Origin of the sequence: Klugiella xanthotipulae (assembly GCF_006716695.1) — a bacterium.
In the GTDB taxonomy this organism is placed as follows: Bacteria; Actinomycetota; Actinomycetes; order Actinomycetales; family Microbacteriaceae; genus Klugiella; species Klugiella xanthotipulae.
The window spans coordinates 529575-545786 of sequence record NZ_VFPN01000003.1 but is presented as its reverse complement, the minus strand read 5'-3'; the positions used below and the strand labels follow the sequence as shown (position 1 = coordinate 545786).

Sequence of the window (16212 nt, the reverse complement as noted above, 5' to 3'; positions counted from 1 at the left end):
GAGGGTGATTTTCTCATAGTTCCTGACGACACGCCGAAACTATTAAGCGGATGTCGTTGCCTCTGCCGCTCCTCGAAGATACCGTTGTAAACAGGCCGCTCACTCAGCGCGCTGCCAAGGCTAGGAGAGGACACGGAATGAGCGACATCACCCCCGGAGGGGCGTCTCGTTACGACAGCGGTTTTCTTTTTACCGACGGTATGCCTGAGCCGGAGGAGGGTGGTGGATATCGTGGTGCAGTGGCTGCCCGTGCTGCCGGGATCACCTATCGTCAGTTGGACTATTGGGCCCGCACTGAGTTGGTTCAGCCGACTGTTCGCACGGCATCGGGCTCGGGCACTCAGCGTCTGTACGGTTTCCGGGATATTCTCGTTTTGAAGCTGGTTAAGCGTCTGCTTGATACGGGTATCTCTCTTCAGCAGATCCGCACGGCGGTCGAGCAACTCCACGAAGCAGGAGTCCATGACCTTGCTCAGACGACGCTGATGAGTGATGGAGCCAGCGTATATCTTTGTACCTCAAACGATGAGGTCATCGATCTCGTGAGCCGAGGCCAGGGAGTGTTTGGCATTGCAGTTGGTAAGGTTTTGCGCGAGGTGGAAAATAGCCTTGTGGATTTAAATGAACATAAGGAAGATCCGCTTGACGAACTTGCTGTTCGTCGGGCCTCCCGTCGGATTTCCTAACATGTACTGAGCTCGTCGTCGTCCACACACCGTGGGCGAGGGCGATTTTTATGGAACCCGCCTATCGTCAACGAGGGCCGTCGCTGCCGTTGAGAGGATCCTTGGTGTCCGGGAGATAGCCCGCGACGAGACTAGCTGTCAGAACCCTCGTCGCTGGGCTTCTGGGGGGTGCTCGCTTTGCGGTTGCGTTCTGCTGAGCTAGCCGTTGAGCGAGTGTTAGTGCCGTTGCTGCTGTCTAAGTCGGCGGAACGCAGAACACGGTCCAGGATCTGATCGAAGTACCCGGCCATTTCCTGTGCGTTTTCACCGGGCCAAACGTGAACAGGTTTTGCTGCCCCCTGGGCCTGTTGAAGCGAGGTGCGTTCGGGTAGCTGAGGGTTGAGCACGAGGGGGCCAAACATCTCTCGCATCTCACGGATGCGGAACTGATGTTCCATCGACTGAGGCCTCGCACGGTTGACGACGATACCGAGGGGCTGTAGCCGTGGACTCAGGCCTCGGCGAATTTCCTCGATCGCACGCAGGGCGCGGTCGGCGGCGGCCACGGAGAAGAGTCCGGGCTCGGTCACGACAAGAACACGGTCGCTGGCCGCCCATGCAGTGCGAGTGAGAGCGTTGAGCGACGGGGCGCAGTCTACGAGTACAAGGTCGTACTCGGATTCGATATTGGCAAGGGCCTCTTCAAGTTTCCAAATGTCACGGATGCTCGGGTGCGGGCCGTCAAAGTTAATGGCTGCCGGGCTGCCAATGAGTACGTCAACGGTGCCGCCGTGTTGCTTGGTCCATCCGCTGGGAGCAATGGCCTCGCGTACGGTTTTCTCCCGGGGGTTTTCCAGTACATCGGCGATATTGAGCTTGTCAGTGGGGTCGATGTCCATGCCGGTTGATACGTCGGACTGCGGGTCGAGGTCAACAACGAGTGTGCGCAAACCCCGGGAAAATGCTGCGGACGCGAGGCCCAGCGTTACCGTTGTTTTGCCCACTCCACCTTTAAGGGAACTAATACTCAATACGTGCACAAGAACCAAGCGTACCTTTACAAGCTGGCCAAGTGCTAATAGCGTGCCGATCGGGGTATGCCTAAATGGGCATGATTCGCAGCCGGATAGGCATTAGATTTGCATGAAGCGGCTCAATACGATGAGGCCATGACTTCATCCCCCGCTGAACTGCAGAACTTTGTTGCAGGTTCCTTCGTTGAGGGAACCGCCACGTTCGAGAACACGAACCCTGTTGACGGTTCCCTGGTTTCCCTCATTCATGAAGCTGACAGGGGCATCGTTGACGCCGCCGTTGTTGGCGCGCGCGCCGCTCTCAACGGTCCGTGGGGCTCCTCCACCGTTGCTGAGCGGGCCGCACTGTTGAGGCGCATCGCCGATGGTATAGAGTCCCGTTTCGATGAGTTTGTCACCGCAGAGGTTGCCGATACGGGTAAGCCTTTGGCCTTGGCGGAGCAGATGGATGTCACGCGTGCTCTGGTCAACTTCCGCACATTTGCCGACATCATCTCAACGGCGGGAACCGAGTCTTTTCTGACTGACACCGCCGGGGGCGGCACAGCGCTCAACTATGCGGTGCGCAAACCGCTCGGTGTCGTGGCAATCATTGTGCCCTGGAACCTCCCCCTCCTGCTTCTGACCTGGAAGGTGGCTCCCGCTCTCGCCTGTGGCAATGCGGTTGTGGTTAAGCCCTCCGAGGATACGCCTAGCACGGCGACTCTCTTGGCTGAGGTTATTCGTGACGCGGGCGCGGCATCTGGTGTATACAATGTGGTTCACGGTTTCGGTGGTAACTCCGCGGGACAGTTTCTTACGGAACATCCCGGTATTAACGGTGTGACCTTTACGGGCGCATCCGCCACGGGATCGACCATCATGAGGACGGTTGCACCCCGGTTATTGCCTGTCTCGTTTGAACTGGGCGGTAAGAACGCTGCACTTGTCTTCGACGATTGTGACGTGGAGCGAGCGGTCGAGGGTCTCACCCGGTCGGTGTTCACAAACACGGGCCAGGTGTGTCTCTGTACTGAGCGCGTCTACATTCAGCGGGGCGTCTACAAGGAGGTTGTGGCCGGTCTGGTAGAGAAAGCCAAGGGTCTTCGCCTCGGTCGCCCGGGTGCCGAGGGTACCACTACGGGCCCGTTGATTTCGGACAAGCACCGTGTCAAGGTTCAGGGAGCCTTCGCAACGGCTCTCACCGAAGGTGCCGAGGTGCTTGTCGGGGGTGGTGTACCGGATTTGGGGGCCGATCTTGCGGGTGGGTCCTGGATAGAGCCCACGCTGTGGGCTGGACTGGACAACAGCGCGAGCGTGATGCGTGATGAGATCTTTGGCCCGGTCGCTGGCTTAGTGCCGTTTGACACGGAGGAGGAGGGCATTCATCTTGCGAACGATACGGATTACGGCTTGGCCGCATCGGTGTGGTCGAGCAATATTGATCGTGCCCACCGGGTCGCCCGCCGTATGGAGGTGGGTATTTCCTGGGTCAATACCTGGTACCTTCGGGACCTTCGTTCGCCCTTTGGCGGATCTGGTCTGTCGGGCATTGGTCGCGAGGGCGGCCAGCACTCTCTCAACTTCTACACCGAGCTGACCAATGTGTGTGTAGCCTCATGAACGAGGTATCACGAGCGGCCGACCGCCTGATGACTGCCGAGCGGATGGGGACGCCCTGCCTACCCGTGCGTGACCTGATCGGGGTGGGTAATACGCAGGCAGCTTATGAGGTGCAGCAGATCATCACCAACCACCGTATCGACGCGGGCGCTCAGGTTGTCGGACATAAGATTGGCCTCACTTCACGGGTGGTACAGACCCAGTTGGGCGTGAACGAGCCTGACTACGGGGCGCTTTTTGCCGACATGGTCTATTCGGATTGTGAGCCGATTCCGCTTGACCGGTTTATTCAGCCCAAGATTGAGGCTGAAGTGGCGTTTATCTTGGGGAGAGATCTGGAGTCGCCCACTCTCTCCATTACCGATGTGATCGCTGCGACAGACTATGTGCTACCGGCATTCGAGATTGTTGATTCACGGATCCAGAACTGGGACATTACGATTGTGGATACTGTAGCGGACAACGCCTCAAGTGGCGCTCTGGTGCTTGGCACCGTTCCTCGACCTCTCAGCGGTCTCGAGCTACCCGCGATGGGCATGGTGGTGGAGCATAGCGGCCAGCCCGTATCGACCGGCATCGGGTCTGCTTGCCTGGGGTCACCCATCATCGCGGTCGCGTGGCTGGCCCGCACTCTCGCCCGTCGCGGCACTCCGCTGTGTGCTGGCGAGGTTATCTTGTCCGGTGCTTTGGGGGCGATGGTCCCGGTAACGAGCCCCGGCGCGTATCGGGCCCGACTTGACGGTTTGGGCGACGTTACCGCAATCTTCACCGAAGGAGTATCAGCGTGAAAACTGGAGTCGCAATCATCGGGTCGGGCAATATCGGCACCGATCTGATGATAAAGATTAAGAGAATATCTGACCAGCTTGAGGTGCTTGCCCTGGTTGGCATTGAGGAGGCCTCCGAGGGCCTTGCCCGCGCCCGCCGTCTCGGGGTGGCGACGACGCATGAGGGCGTCGCGGGTCTGCTCGCCCTGCCCGAGTTCGAGCGTGTACAGGTGGTGTTTGACGCTACCAGCGCCGGTGCGCATCGGCACAACTATGCCGCGCTTCGTGCACAGAACAAGATTATGGTTGATTTGACGCCCGCCGCGATTGGACCTTACGTGGTCCCCGCCGTCAACCTTGACGCTGTTGGAGACGTCGATAACATCAATATGGTCACATGCGGTGGCCAGGCCACCGTGCCGATCGTGGCCGCAATATCCCGTGTGGCAACCGTGGCCTACGCTGAGATTGTCGCTTCAATCTCCTCGAAATCTGCTGGCCCCGGCACGCGCGCCAACATTGACGAGTTTACCGAGACAACCGCAGCAGCGTTGGAGCAGGTGGGGGGAGCCGAGAGGGCAAAAGCCATCATCGTACTCAATCCGGCCGAGCCGCCCATGGTGATGCGCGATACCGTTTTCTGCCTGGCTACCGGTGCTGGTGGGGGCCCCGTCAATCGTGATGCTGTCCGCGAGGAGGTCACCCGTATGGTGGCCGATGTACACACGTATGTGCCCGGATACATTCTTAAGCAGACTGTGCAGTTTGAAGAGATCGTTGAAGACTATGTACCGGCTCTTGGTCGCGCGTTTGCCGGAACAAAAATTTCCGTCTTTCTGGAAGTGTCCGGTGCTGGCCACTACCTGCCCGAGTACGCAGGCAATCTCGACATTATGACGTCGGCCGCCATCCGGGCAGCGGAGCGTCTGGTATCTCGCACGCTGGGAGTGAACGCATGACTGTGATCAAGCAACCGCAACTTTACGTTCAGGACGTCACCCTTCGTGACGGTATGCACGCCGTTGCCCATAAGTACACGGTGGACCAGGTGATGTCTATCGCCGCCGCGCTTGATGTCGCAGGCGTGGATGCCATTGAAGTCTCGCACGGTGATGGGCTCTCTGGGTCGAGCGTCAACTACGGCCACGGGCTGCACACCGATGAGGCCTGGATCGAGGCCGCGGCATCCGTGATCACTCGTGCCCGGCTGACCACGCTTGTCCTGCCCGGAATTGGTCGTATCTCTGACCTCGAACGCGCACAGGCGCTGGGCGTGCAGAGCGTACGGGTTGCGACCCATTGCACCGAGGCGGATGTTGCGGCGCAGCACATCGGATGGGCTCGAGACCATGGTATGGACGTTTCCGGCTTCCTGATGATGAGTCATATGGCCGAGCCCGAGCAGCTTGCTCAGCAGGCCCTGAAGATGGAGTCTTATGGGGCGAACTGCGTTTACGTGACCGACTCCGGTGGGCGTCTCACCATGGCGGGCATCGCTGAGCGGGTTCAGGCCTATCGCCGCGTGCTCAAGCCTGAGACCGAGATTGGTATTCACGCTCACGAGAATCTCTCGCTCAGCGTTGCCAACAGTGTCGTCGCGGTCGAGAACGGCGTCCGTCGCGTGGACGCTTCCCTCGCTGGTATGGGTGCAGGCGCGGGCAACTGCCCGATCGAGGCCTTTATCGCGGTCGCTAACCTGCTGGGCTGGGACCATACGTGCGACCTCTTCCGGCTGCAAGATGCTGCTGATGATCTTGTGCGCCCACTTCAGATTCGTCCTGTGCGGGTTGACCGGGAGACCCTGACGATCGGCTATGCCGGTGTGTACTCCAGCTTCCTGCTGCATGCAGAGCGTGCAGCTGCCCCCCACGGGCTCGACGTGCGCGAGGTACTGATTGAGGCCGGTCGTCGCGGCATGGTGGGCGGACAGGAAGACATGTTGGTTGACATTGCTCTCGATCTCGCCTCCGCGAAGGGGGCCGTCGCGTGACCGACCTTGACCGCATTGCTCATCTGCTTGACACCGCTGCGCGTACCGCCGAATCGGTGCCGCAGGTCAGCCTGGAGACACCCTTCACTCTCGACGAGGCCTACGATATCCAGCACCGTGTGGTTCAGTTGCGGGTTGATCGCCAGGATGTCGTCACGGGGGTGAAGCTTGGTTTTACCAACCCGGCCAAGGCTGCCCAGATGGGACTGTCGGACGTTATTGTGGGTCAGATCACAAGCGATATGGCCGTGGCAGACGGCGGCATCCTTGACCGAGAGCGCTTTATTCATGTGCGGGCCGAGCCCGAGCTTGCTTTTCGCCTGGGTGTCAACGTTAATCCCGCCGACCCCCGGTCGAGCGTCTACGATGCGGTGGATGCGGTTGCCCCCGCAATTGAGTTCATTGATTCTCGATATCGCAACTTTAAATTCACGCTTGAGGATGTTGTCGCCGACAACACCTCTGCGTCGGCTTACACAGTGGGCCAGTGGGTTCCGTTCGGTCCGCGTGCCCCCCATCTCGACATCTCGAATTGTGGGGTGACCCTGGAGTTAGACGGGCATGTCGTCGAGTCTGGCTCAACCGCGGCTATCCTGGGGAATCCGCTGCGAGCCCTCGATGCCACCAAACGGATGGCCGCAGCTTACGGGTTCGCTCTGCCCGCTGGCACGATCATTTTGGCCGGGGCGGCGACCATCGCCACCGCCGTTGGTGAGCACACGACCGTGACCGCTCGTGTGTCCAAGTTAGGCACCGTGAGTGCGCGTTTTTCAGGAGGAGAATAATTATGGCTGAGGCAGTTGTTGTTGACGGTAAAGCCATACCCCGCGGCAGATTTCCCCACATCAAGGTTGTGGGCGACCTCGTCTTTGTTTCGGGGACGAGCAGCCGTAACCCGGATAACACCATTGAGGGCGCATCTGTGGACAACTTTGGCGTGACTACCCTGGACATTAGAGCCCAGACTGCGGCCGTCATTACAAATATGCGTGAGCTTCTGGCCGTGGTCGGTGCTGAGCTCTCCGACCTCGTGCAGGTCACAACCTACCTCGTCAATATGAACGACTTTGGTGGCTACAACGAGACGTATGCCGAATTCTTTGACGAGTCCGGCCCCACCCGAACCACGGTCGCTGTACATCAGCTGCCGCACCCCCACCTGCTCATCGAGATGCAGGGCATCGCGCACCTTAAACGACCGTAGTGGTAAGGGCCCACCGGAACCGGGAACCCACCGTGCGTGAGGTCTCAACGATGAGAAAACAAGAGAGAAAGGACAGTCAACATGACGACAATCCCCCCAGTAATTAATTTCCCGAAGTGGCTTGACGAGAACCAACATCTGCTGCAGCCCCCGGTCAATAACAAGCAGATCTTCGAGATGTCGGAGGACTTCATTGTGATGATCGTTGGTGGACCCAACGTGCGTTACGACTTCCACTACGAACCCTACGAAGAATGGTTTTACCAGGTCAAGGGCAATATGCACGTCAATATCCAGACGGAGGAGGGCCTTAAGCGCATCGACATCCGCGAGGGTGAGATGTGGCTGCTTCCCGGTAACACGTCGCACTCGCCCCAGCGTCCCGAGGAGGGGTCAATCGGTATCGTTGTTGAGCGGGTACGTAAGCCCGGCACGCTGGAGAAGTTCCAGTGGTTCTGCACCAACTGTAACCACAAGGTTTACGAGGCCGAGGTTCAACTGAACAGCATTGAGGACGACATGCCTCCGCTGTTTGCCGCCTTCCACGAAGATCTTGAGGCTCGCACCTGCTCCGAGTGCGGTACCGTTCACCCCGGAAAGGGCTAACTCGTTGGGCACCGTAGACATTCACTCGCATTACGTTCCGTCCAGCTGGCCCGATCTGGGTGATGGGTTACCGCGACTTCGGGTTGATTCCGAGCGTGAAGCCATGATTATGATCGGCACAAAAGAGTTTCGTCGCGTTGAAGATAACGCCTGGAACCCTCATGTGCGGTTAGCAGACATGGATGCGGATGGTGTCTCGGTGCAGGTGGTTTCGCCGACCCCCGTTTTCTTTGCATACGAGGAAACCGGCGATGTTGCCCTTCACGTGGCGCGGATCTTCAACGACATCGCGTTGGAGATCTGCGCCGAGGGGGAGGGCCGCCTCCTTCCCTTCTGCCAGGTTCCCCTTCAGGATGCGGATAAGGCGTGTGCCGAACTTGATCGTGCGATGGCCAACGGTCATAGGGGTGTAGAAATAGGCAATCACATCGGTGACCGCGATCTGGACGATGAAGGAATCGTGACGTTTCTCCAGCACTGTGCTGATCGAAATGTGCCCGTCTTTGTCCATCCGTGGGGAATGAAGAAGACTCCTCGAAATGATCGGTGGATGGCCCAGTGGCTGTCCGGGATGCCGGAGGAGACACACTTATCCATTCTGGCGCTGATCCTCGGCGGTGTTTTTGATCGCGTGCCCGATACTCTTCGGCTCTGTTTCGCCCACGGCGGTGGTTCTTTCCCGTACTGGATGGGACGTTTTGAGAACGCCTGGCACAACCGTGCCGACCTTATTGCCACGTCGGAGCATCCGCCGAGCTACTACCTGAACCGGTTTAGCGTTGACTCGGTGGTCTTCCGCCCGGAAGCCCTCCGGTTACTTGTTGACACCCTCGGTGCCGACCGAGTGATGGTAGGCAGCGATTATCCGTATCCCTTGGGTGAGCGCCCCGTTGGCGCTGTCGTTGACAAGTCTGATTTCCTGTCGGATAGGGAGAGGGAACAGATTCTTTTCCGCAACGCGTCAACTTTTCTGGGTATCCAACCCCCCATTTAGCTGTACAAATCGGCTACCGTAGTGTCGCCGGCTCAAAGGAGAGCACTCATGACTGTCTCTGCAGTACCTGAACAAACGACGACGGGGGTGTCGAGGTTTAAATTCCTCTTTGTCCCCATTATCTGCTTCCTGACGATTGTTTTTGATGGCTACGATTTAGTAGTTTTTGGGTCCACTACCCAAAGCATCCTGGCCGATAAGGCGTGGAATTTTACCCCCGAGATGATTGGCTACACGGGTAGTTTAGCCTTGGCCGGAATGTTCATCGGCACCATGTCGATTGGTGCATTCACCGAAGTTCTGGGTCGTCGACGGATTCTGATTGTGTCGGTTTCTTGGTTCTCGGTGGGAATGTTACTGACCGCGCTCGCCCCCAACGCTGAGGTCTTTATGGCGTTGCGGTTTTTTGTCGGATTGGGGCTCGGCGCTGTGGTGCCGACATGTATTGCGATGACTGTCGAGTTCTCACCTAAAAAATATCGGCAGATTGTCAACGCGATCATGTTCAGTGGATACCCGGTTGGTGGTGTGGTGGCTTCGCTTCTCGCGATTAACCTGCTTCCGGCTCTGGACTTCCGCTGGTTGTATGCGTTTGGAGGGTTGCCCGTTATCTTGACTCTGCCCCTCATTATTTTCAAGCTACCTGAGTCGGTCTCCTATCTAGCGCAGCGTCGATCTGAGAAGGAGGCGCGTGCCGTCGCCGCTAAGTATGGGCTGGTTTATGACGATATTGTGCTGCCGTCTCTCGTGACCGTGACAACCGAAACGATTAGCGTTAATCGGGCCAGGGGGCTGACAAATTTCAGGCAGCTTTTCTCCGCGCGTTGGTTGCGGTCCACGCTACTTTTTACCTTGACGTTCTTCTGCGGCTTGCTGCTGGTTTATGGCATGAACACGTGGCTACCTCAGATTATGGCGGGGGCCGGATACAACCTAGGTGCATCGTTGACCTTCCTTCTTGTGTTCAACGTCGGTGCCGTGATTGGTGGGATTGGGGCCTCGTTTCTCGCGTCACGCTGGGGCGACAAGCGAACCGTTATGTTCTCGTTTGGTGTGGCCTTTGTGGCGATCCTGGTGCTGAGCATCATGCTGCCGCAACTCGTCTTGTACACTGCTGTCTTCTTGGCTGGCTGGGGAACGGTGGGTACTCAGACGCTCGTGACGGGTTACTGCGCCACGCACTATCCGCAGCATCTGAGCCCCTCGATGCTGGGCTGGGGGCTGGGGGTGGGTAGACTTGGCGCGATTAGCGGCCCGCTGGTCGGCGGTTATATTGCTTCGCACGCACTCGGATACCAGGTCAACTTTTATGTGTTTGCTGCTGTCGCGGCGATTGGCCTCGTTGTTGTCCTTGCTATTCCACGGAATCCTCTAAAACTTGGAAAGGTGACCACTACGTCATGATCGGTCAGGACGCCCTTCTCGACGGTCGCCTCAAACTGCGCCATATTAAAATGGTGCTCGCGATCGCCGAGAGCGGCAGTCTGGCGCGAGCCGCGGAGAGTCTGTACATCACCCAGCCGGTGGTGACGAGGGCTCTTCACGAGTTGGAAGATATTCTCGGGGTGACCCTGTTTGTGCGGGGCGCACACGGGGTCACGCCCACCGTGTACGGCGATACTTTTCTGGAGGATGCTGCTGTCATCGTTGCGCGGCTACGTGACACCGAGCGTAACCTCGCCCTGCTCGCCCAGGGGCACCTGGGCAGTATCGTTATTGGTAACCACCTCAGCGGCTCCAATTTTCTTCTTCCTCAAGCTATCTCAAGCTTTAAAAGCGAACACCCGCATGTGAACGTTATTGTTCGTGAGAATACCCCTGATGAGCTGGTCGCCGGCTTGAAAGATGGTTCCGTTGATCTCGTCGTGGGTCGCCTGAGCGGTGCCTTCCTGCAGCCCGATTTTGTGATGAAGGAACTGCACCGTGAACCGATCCGGTTGGTTGCCCGTAAGGGGCATCCGCTCGCCGAGAAGCGTGATCTGACGTTGGCCGAACTGGCCCGCTATCCTTGGATTTTCCCTCTTGAACAGACAGCCTTGCGTAAGGAGCTTGAGCAGTTTTTTGTGGGGGAGCAGGTTCCGCTACCGCGCAATATCGTTCAGTGTACCTCTCTGATCACCATGCGTAATCTGATGATTGCGGGTGAGACCATTGCGGCCCTCCCACAGCTTATTGCGAGTGAGGATGAGCAGCTTAGCCTTCTTCCGCTCCGGCTCACGGGAGTGGAGCAGAGCGTTGGGCTCATCTACAACGCGGCGCGAAAGATTGTGCCAACGGGGGAACAATTTCTGGAACACCTCCGTGTGCACGGAACCCGGGCTACCCAGATGATGGAGCCGTAGGGTGAGGAACGGGAGGGGGCACCGCGGGCAGTTCAGCTCCCAGATGTTCCGCTGATCGTGGTGGCGTCACCCAGGCGGCTGCGAGTGGAAACAGCACAACTGCGGCGAAGCTCCCGGCAAAGCCCGCAGTCGTTATGAGTGCCGCGATGGCAGTCGGCGTGGCCGTTGCCACCAGGTTCTGCACCGTATTCTGCGCGCCGAGGGCCCGCCCGGACCATGCACTGCCTGCGGCCTCGGCCACTGCTGTGAACGATAGCCCGTTGTTGCCTACCGTGATTACTGAGGCGACCAGGAGTGCGGGGATAGCAAGCGGGGAATCCGCATAGGCTGTCCAGGCAAACAGGGCCATTACGGCCGCTCCTGTGTAGGACAGCGTCCGCAGCGGGCCGAAGCGGCTGTGGACCCGATCAGACCATATCCCGACAAGCACTCGTCCGCCGGCACCCACGAGCTGCGTTACCGACAACATGCCGCCTGCGGCAACCGGGTCGATGCCCCGCGCCTCGATCAGGTAGAGGAAGGCAAAGGCGGATACCGTGAACTGGGGCACGATTAGCAGGGCGCTGGCAGCGTGGATGCGCCAGACGAGCGCGTGTCGATAGGGGGAATGGCCTGCAGAATGATCTGTGTATGCAGGCTGCGGGGGGTTTGCTATCAGCAGGTATACCAGGATACCCACCGCAGTGCACAGTCCGGCCGATAGGAGCAGGGCTTCTTGCAGACTGTGCTGCTCAGCAACGAGGGGAAGCGCAAACGCCGCAATCGCGACGCCCAGCGGTTGGGCAGTTTGTCGGATTCCCATCGCCAGCCCGCGCTCATGTGCGCTAAACCAACCCATGATGACACGCCCGGAGGCCGCATTGACCGATGCCGATGCTGCACCCGCGCAGAACAGTAGTCCGCCGAGCGCTAGGGCCGATGAGGTGAGGAGCGTAGCCCCGATGAGAAGACCACCAACGGTGAGGCCAATTGCCATGGTGAATCGTTCGCCGCGTTTATCGGCTACCCATCCCCAGGCAATGAGTGTCGCCATAAGCCCCAGATTGGGGCAGGCAGCCAGGAAAGCGGCCTGCACGAGGGATCCCCCCACGAGGTCTCGCAGCTGGGGGAGGAGGAATGGCATCCCGAACTGGAAAATGCTACTGGATGTCTGGGCAAGCAGCCCAACCGCCAGGTAGAGCCAGCGACGTGATGGGCCGGCTGCGGGGGAACTCACGGGTGTATTCCTTCACGGGGTTTGTCGCCACGGCCGGCGAGGACATATAACGATCTCATTGCCGCGGACCGCCGTTAACCACTGTACGATTCAGGGACGCCGTTTCGACCCGTTTAAGTGCAGCGCTACTATGCTTTTCTCATGCAACCCTATGCTTATTTGGCGGAGGAGTGGGGTGAGGAAAACCGCGCGGAAATCGTGGTGGTGGCGATAAAAGGCCGCCCCGTGGTAATGCTCAGCAGCTTTTTGGGTGTTTGGGCTGTCTAGGTGGCGGCCGCTGCACCCGGCCGCGACCTATCGTGGCCTAGTCTTAGAACAGGCGTTAGACGCTCACAATCGGGTGAGCCGTACAGCGAAAGGCTTCAATGTTTACAAAAATTCTTGTGGCAAACCGCGGTGAAATTGCTATTCGCGCGTTTCGGGCTGCGTATGAGCTGGGTGCCAAAACCGTGGCGGTTTTTCCTTACGAGGACCGCAATTCACTGCACCGGCTGAAGGCCGATGAGGCCTACCAGATTGGCGAGGTGGGCCATCCCGTGCGTGCCTACCTTAACGTAGATGAGATTATCCGAGTTGCTGTGGAGTCGGGGGCCGATGCGATCTATCCCGGCTACGGCTTCCTCTCGGAGAACCCGGATCTTGCTGCGGCGGCGAAGGCTCATGGCATCACCTTTATCGGCCCACCCACCATGGCGCTTGAGATGGCGGGTAATAAGGTCACCGCAAAGGAACACGCGATCGCCGCGGGTGTTCCGGTTCTGAGGTCGACGCCGCCCACACGGGACCTTGATGAGTTAGTCTCCGGTGCCGACGGTATCGGGTTCCCCGTTTTTGCTAAGGCGGTCGCGGGCGGCGGCGGTCGCGGGATGCGTCGCGTTGACCGGCCTGAAGATCTCCGTCCGGCTCTTGAAGCGGCCATGCGCGAAGCTGAAAGCGCTTTTGGCGACTCCACCATGTTTATCGAGCAGGCCGTGCTGCGTCCACGTCACATTGAGGTTCAGATTCTCGCTGATAAACAGGGCGGAACCGTGCACCTATTTGAGCGTGATTGCTCCGTGCAGCGCCGTCATCAAAAGGTTGTTGAGATCGCTCCGGCTCCCAATATCTCGGAGGAACTCCGCCAGGCCCTGTATCGCGATGCAGTGGCCTTCGCTCGTTCAATCAACTACGAAAACGCGGGCACGGTTGAATTCTTGGTTGACACCGCCGGTGAGCGTGCCGGGGAGCACGTCTTCATCGAGATGAACCCGCGGATTCAGGTGGAACATACCGTCACCGAGGAAGTGACCGATGTAGACCTGGTGCAGGCCCAGATGCGTATTGCCGCGGGGGCTACCCTGGCTGAGTTGGGACTTGAGCAGCGGGATATCCACCTGCGTGGTGCGGCACTCCAGTGTCGTATCACTACGGAGGATCCCTCGCAGGGCTTCCGCCCCGATATGGGGAAGATCACCACATACCGTTCGCCGGGCGGTGGCGGTGTGCGCCTCGACGGGGGAACCATCAATCCTGGAGCCCAGATCAGCCCACACTTCGATTCCATGCTGGCCAAGCTCACCTGCCGTGGCCGCGACTTCGGTGCAGCGGTCACCCGTGCACAGCGAGCTCTCGCCGAGTTTCGGATCCGTGGGGTGGCCACCAACATCCCATTCCTTCAGGCGGTACTTGATGATCCGCAATTCCAGGCTGGTGATGTGAGCACCGCGTTCATTGAGGAGCGGCCCGAACTGCTTGTTCTACACCGCTCGAAGGACCGCGGTACCAAGGCACTCACGTGGCTGGCCGATGTGACGGTCAACCAGCCACACGGGGCACGGCCCACAAACATCATTCCGTCGGATAAGCTACCCGCACGTGGTCTGGCTGGAGATATCCGTCCCGGCTCGCGTGATCGCCTCCGAGAGGTGGGTCCTGCCGCCTTTGCTGCCGAGTTGCGCGCGCAGACTCGGCTTGCGGTCACCGAAACTACGTTCCGGGATGCTCACCAGTCCTTGCTTGCTACTCGCGTGCGGACCAAAGACCTGTTGGCTGTTGCCCCACATGTGGCCCGGCTCACTCCGGAGCTTCTGTCGGTTGAGGCCTGGGGTGGTGCGACGTACGATGTTGCACTGCGTTTCCTCGGCGAAGACCCGTGGGTACGTCTCGCGGACCTGCGTGAGGCTCTGCCTAACGTCGCGATTCAGATGCTCCTGCGGGGGCGCAATACGGTGGGATATACCCCCTACCCCACGGAGGTGACTGACGCCTTCGTATCGGAGGCGGCGGCAACGGGCGTCGATATCTTTCGGATCTTCGACGCGCTCAATGACGTGAGCCAGATGCGGCCGGCCATTGACGCGGTGCTCAACACAGGAACTTCACTCGCTGAGGTTGCGGTTTGCTATACCGGGAATCTACTCAACCCTGCCGAGGACCTGTACACACTCGACTACTATCTCCGCTTGGCCGAGCAGATCGTGGACAGTGGTGCCCACATTCTGGCAATCAAAGATATGGCGGGTCTTCTGCGTCCTGCCGCGGCCGAGAAATTGGTGACGGCCTTTCGTGAGCGCTTTGACGTCCCCGTGCATCTGCACACTCACGATACTGCTGGCGGCCAGTTGGCTACTCTGCTTGCGGCAAGCAACGCGGGTGTTGACGCGGTTGACGTGGCGAGTGCACCAATGGCCGGTACGACCAGCCAACCCTCATTCTCATCACTGGTGGCGGCCCTCGCCGACACTGATCGAGACACGGGCATCAACCTGCAGAATGTCCTCGACCTTGAACCATACTGGGATGCTGTGCGTCAGGTGTACCGTCCCTTCGAATCGGGTCTGCCCGGCCCCACGGGTCGTGTCTATCTACACGAGATTCCCGGCGGGCAACTCTCCAACCTGCGTCAGCAGGCGATCGCGTTGGGCCTCGCCGACGACTTTGAGCTCATCGAGGACATGTACGCTGCGGCGGATCGTATCCTCGGACGCGTTCCCAAGGTCACACCATCCTCCAAGGTCGTCGGAGACCTTGCCCTGCACCTTGCAGCGGTCAAAGCCGATCCGACTGATTTTGAGGAGAACCCTCAGAACTATGATGTGCCCGACTCGGTTGTGGGCTTTATGGCGGGCGAATTGGGCGACCTGCCTGGTGGCTGGCCTGAACCCTTCCGTAGCAAGGTTCTGCGGGGGCGCACCGTCAACATTGGGGTGACGCCGGTGTCGGATGCCGACCTGGAGGTGCTTGCGGGGGAGAGTGCCGGTCGTCGGACCACTCTTAATCGCCTGCTTTTTCCCGTACCCACGGCACAGTTTGAGGCGACCCAGGAGGAGTACGGTGATCTGTCTGTTCTGGACACGAGCGACTATCTCTATGGATTGGTCCAGGGCGCCGAGCACGCCGTCGATATCGCGAGAGGTGTACGCCTTTACGTGGGTCTTGAGGCAATCGGCGACGCCGACGATAAAGGTATGCGCACCGTTATGACAACCATGAACGGCCAGTTGCGCCCGGTTTTCATCCGCGATCGTGGGGTGTCAGTGGATACCGTTGCGGCAGAGAAGGCTGATAAAACCCAGCCTGGCCATGTGGCAGCACCCTTCTCTGGTGCGGTGACGTTGAAGGTGGCCGTGGGCGATGTGCTCGAAGCGGGTCAGCCGATTGCCACGATTGAGGCTATGAAAATGGAGGCCGCCATTACCACACCGGTTGCGGGTACGGTGGAGCGTGTCATTTTTGCGGGTACTCGCCAGGTCGAAGCTGGCGACCTGCTGGCCGCGGTGGCCGTCACGCTGTAGCCCTCATGGCAGACTAAAA

15 protein-coding genes are annotated in these 16212 nt (G+C 59.2%); 13 read left to right on the top strand and 2 right to left on the bottom strand.

All coding sequences use genetic code 11. The annotated features are described in order from the left end of the window. The first annotated feature begins 137 nt into the window (after nucleotides 1-137). Nucleotides 138-686, top strand: a complete 549-nt coding sequence (locus FB466_RS11980; protein ID WP_141918610.1) for a MerR family transcriptional regulator — start codon at nucleotides 138-140, stop codon at nucleotides 684-686. A 131-nt stretch (nucleotides 687-817) separates the two neighbouring features. On the opposite strand, the gene FB466_RS11975 is transcribed toward FB466_RS11980, so the two are convergent. Then, nucleotides 818-1705, bottom strand: a complete 888-nt coding sequence (locus FB466_RS11975) for a ParA family protein (protein ID WP_141918745.1) — start codon at nucleotides 1703-1705, stop codon at nucleotides 818-820. 129 nt (nucleotides 1706-1834) lie between these two features. Between FB466_RS11975 and FB466_RS11970 the strand changes: the two genes are divergently transcribed. The 10 genes from FB466_RS11970 (at nucleotide 1835) to FB466_RS11925 (ending at nucleotide 11204) form a co-directional block, all read left to right on the top strand. After that, entirely contained in the window at nucleotides 1835-3301 is a 1467-nt protein-coding gene (locus FB466_RS11970) for a 2-hydroxymuconic semialdehyde dehydrogenase (RefSeq protein ID WP_141918609.1), read from the top strand. Next, nucleotides 3298-4089: a 2-keto-4-pentenoate hydratase gene (locus tag FB466_RS11965; RefSeq protein ID WP_141918608.1), complete on the top strand. Its 792-nt coding sequence runs from the start codon at nucleotides 3298-3300 to the stop codon at nucleotides 4087-4089. Before FB466_RS11970 ends, FB466_RS11965 begins: the two co-directional genes overlap by 4 nt. Beyond that, nucleotides 4086-5027 (top strand): acetaldehyde dehydrogenase (acetylating), encoded by a 942-nt coding sequence (locus FB466_RS11960; RefSeq protein ID WP_141918607.1) that lies wholly within the window; start codon nucleotides 4086-4088, stop codon nucleotides 5025-5027. Before FB466_RS11965 ends, FB466_RS11960 begins: the two co-directional genes overlap by 4 nt. Continuing rightward, nucleotides 5024-6058: a 4-hydroxy-2-oxovalerate aldolase gene (gene dmpG, locus FB466_RS11955; protein WP_141918606.1), complete on the top strand. Its 1035-nt coding sequence runs from the start codon at nucleotides 5024-5026 to the stop codon at nucleotides 6056-6058. The genes FB466_RS11960 and dmpG overlap by 4 nt, the downstream gene beginning before the upstream one ends. Then, the gene (locus FB466_RS11950; protein WP_141918605.1) at nucleotides 6055-6843 is read left to right on the top strand and encodes a 2-keto-4-pentenoate hydratase; all 789 of its coding nucleotides are present in this window, start codon (nucleotides 6055-6057) and stop codon (nucleotides 6841-6843) included. The genes dmpG and FB466_RS11950 overlap by 4 nt, the downstream gene beginning before the upstream one ends. Nucleotides 6844-6845: 2 nt before the next feature. Beyond that, nucleotides 6846-7262 carry a RidA family protein gene (locus tag FB466_RS11945; RefSeq protein ID WP_141918604.1) on the top strand — a complete coding sequence of 139 codons (417 nt, stop codon included), beginning with the start codon at nucleotides 6846-6848 and terminating at the stop codon, nucleotides 7260-7262. An 81-nt stretch (nucleotides 7263-7343) separates the two neighbouring features. Next, entirely contained in the window at nucleotides 7344-7868 is a 525-nt protein-coding gene (locus FB466_RS11940) for a 3-hydroxyanthranilate 3,4-dioxygenase (protein ID WP_141918603.1), read from the top strand. After that, entirely contained in the window at nucleotides 7771-8862 is a 1092-nt protein-coding gene (locus tag FB466_RS11935) for an amidohydrolase family protein (protein WP_342777459.1), read from the top strand. Before FB466_RS11940 ends, FB466_RS11935 begins: the two co-directional genes overlap by 98 nt. Before the next feature lie 48 nt (nucleotides 8863-8910). Continuing rightward, the gene (locus FB466_RS11930) at nucleotides 8911-10266 is read left to right on the top strand and encodes an MFS transporter (RefSeq protein ID WP_141918601.1); all 1356 of its coding nucleotides are present in this window, start codon (nucleotides 8911-8913) and stop codon (nucleotides 10264-10266) included. Next, entirely contained in the window at nucleotides 10263-11204 is a 942-nt protein-coding gene (locus tag FB466_RS11925) for a LysR substrate-binding domain-containing protein (protein ID WP_141918600.1), read from the top strand. The genes FB466_RS11930 and FB466_RS11925 overlap by 4 nt, the downstream gene beginning before the upstream one ends. Here the strand turns inward: FB466_RS11925 and FB466_RS11920 are convergent. Beyond that, nucleotides 11182-12420: an MFS transporter gene (locus tag FB466_RS11920; RefSeq protein WP_211344819.1), complete on the bottom strand. Its 1239-nt coding sequence runs from the start codon at nucleotides 12418-12420 to the stop codon at nucleotides 11182-11184. The two genes, FB466_RS11925 and FB466_RS11920, sit on opposite strands and share 23 nt — an antisense overlap. A 141-nt stretch (nucleotides 12421-12561) precedes the next feature. Between FB466_RS11920 and FB466_RS13920 the strand changes: the two genes are divergently transcribed. Together FB466_RS13920 and FB466_RS11915 are read left to right on the top strand one after the other, a co-directional pair. After that, nucleotides 12562-12687: a hypothetical protein gene (locus tag FB466_RS13920; RefSeq protein ID WP_281285177.1), complete on the top strand. Its 126-nt coding sequence runs from the start codon at nucleotides 12562-12564 to the stop codon at nucleotides 12685-12687. A gap of 98 nt (nucleotides 12688-12785) precedes the next feature. Then, the gene (locus FB466_RS11915) at nucleotides 12786-16193 is read left to right on the top strand and encodes a pyruvate carboxylase (RefSeq protein ID WP_141918599.1); all 3408 of its coding nucleotides are present in this window, start codon (nucleotides 12786-12788) and stop codon (nucleotides 16191-16193) included. The last annotated feature ends 19 nt before the right edge of the window (nucleotides 16194-16212 follow it).

Bases quoted from the DNA above. Each gene is read 5' to 3' on its own strand.
- FB466_RS11915 (WP_141918599.1), top strand. From the start codon at position 12,786: ATGTTTACAAAAATTCTTGTGGCAAACCGCGGTGAAATTGCTATTCGC.
- FB466_RS11940 (WP_141918603.1), top strand. From the start codon at position 7,344: ATGACGACAATCCCCCCAGTAATTAATTTCCCGAAGTGGCTTGACGAG.
- FB466_RS11965 (WP_141918608.1), top strand. From the start codon at position 3,298: ATGAACGAGGTATCACGAGCGGCCGACCGCCTGATGACTGCCGAGCGG.
- FB466_RS13920 (WP_281285177.1), top strand. From the start codon at position 12,562: ATGCAACCCTATGCTTATTTGGCGGAGGAGTGGGGTGAGGAAAACCGC.
- FB466_RS11930 (WP_141918601.1), top strand. From the start codon at position 8,911: ATGACTGTCTCTGCAGTACCTGAACAAACGACGACGGGGGTGTCGAGG.
- FB466_RS11970 (WP_141918609.1), top strand. From the start codon at position 1,835: ATGACTTCATCCCCCGCTGAACTGCAGAACTTTGTTGCAGGTTCCTTC.
- FB466_RS11945 (WP_141918604.1), top strand. From the start codon at position 6,846: ATGGCTGAGGCAGTTGTTGTTGACGGTAAAGCCATACCCCGCGGCAGA.
- dmpG (WP_141918606.1), top strand. From the start codon at position 5,024: ATGACTGTGATCAAGCAACCGCAACTTTACGTTCAGGACGTCACCCTT.
- FB466_RS11925 (WP_141918600.1), top strand. From the start codon at position 10,263: ATGATCGGTCAGGACGCCCTTCTCGACGGTCGCCTCAAACTGCGCCAT.
- FB466_RS11980 (WP_141918610.1), top strand. From the start codon at position 138: ATGAGCGACATCACCCCCGGAGGGGCGTCTCGTTACGACAGCGGTTTT.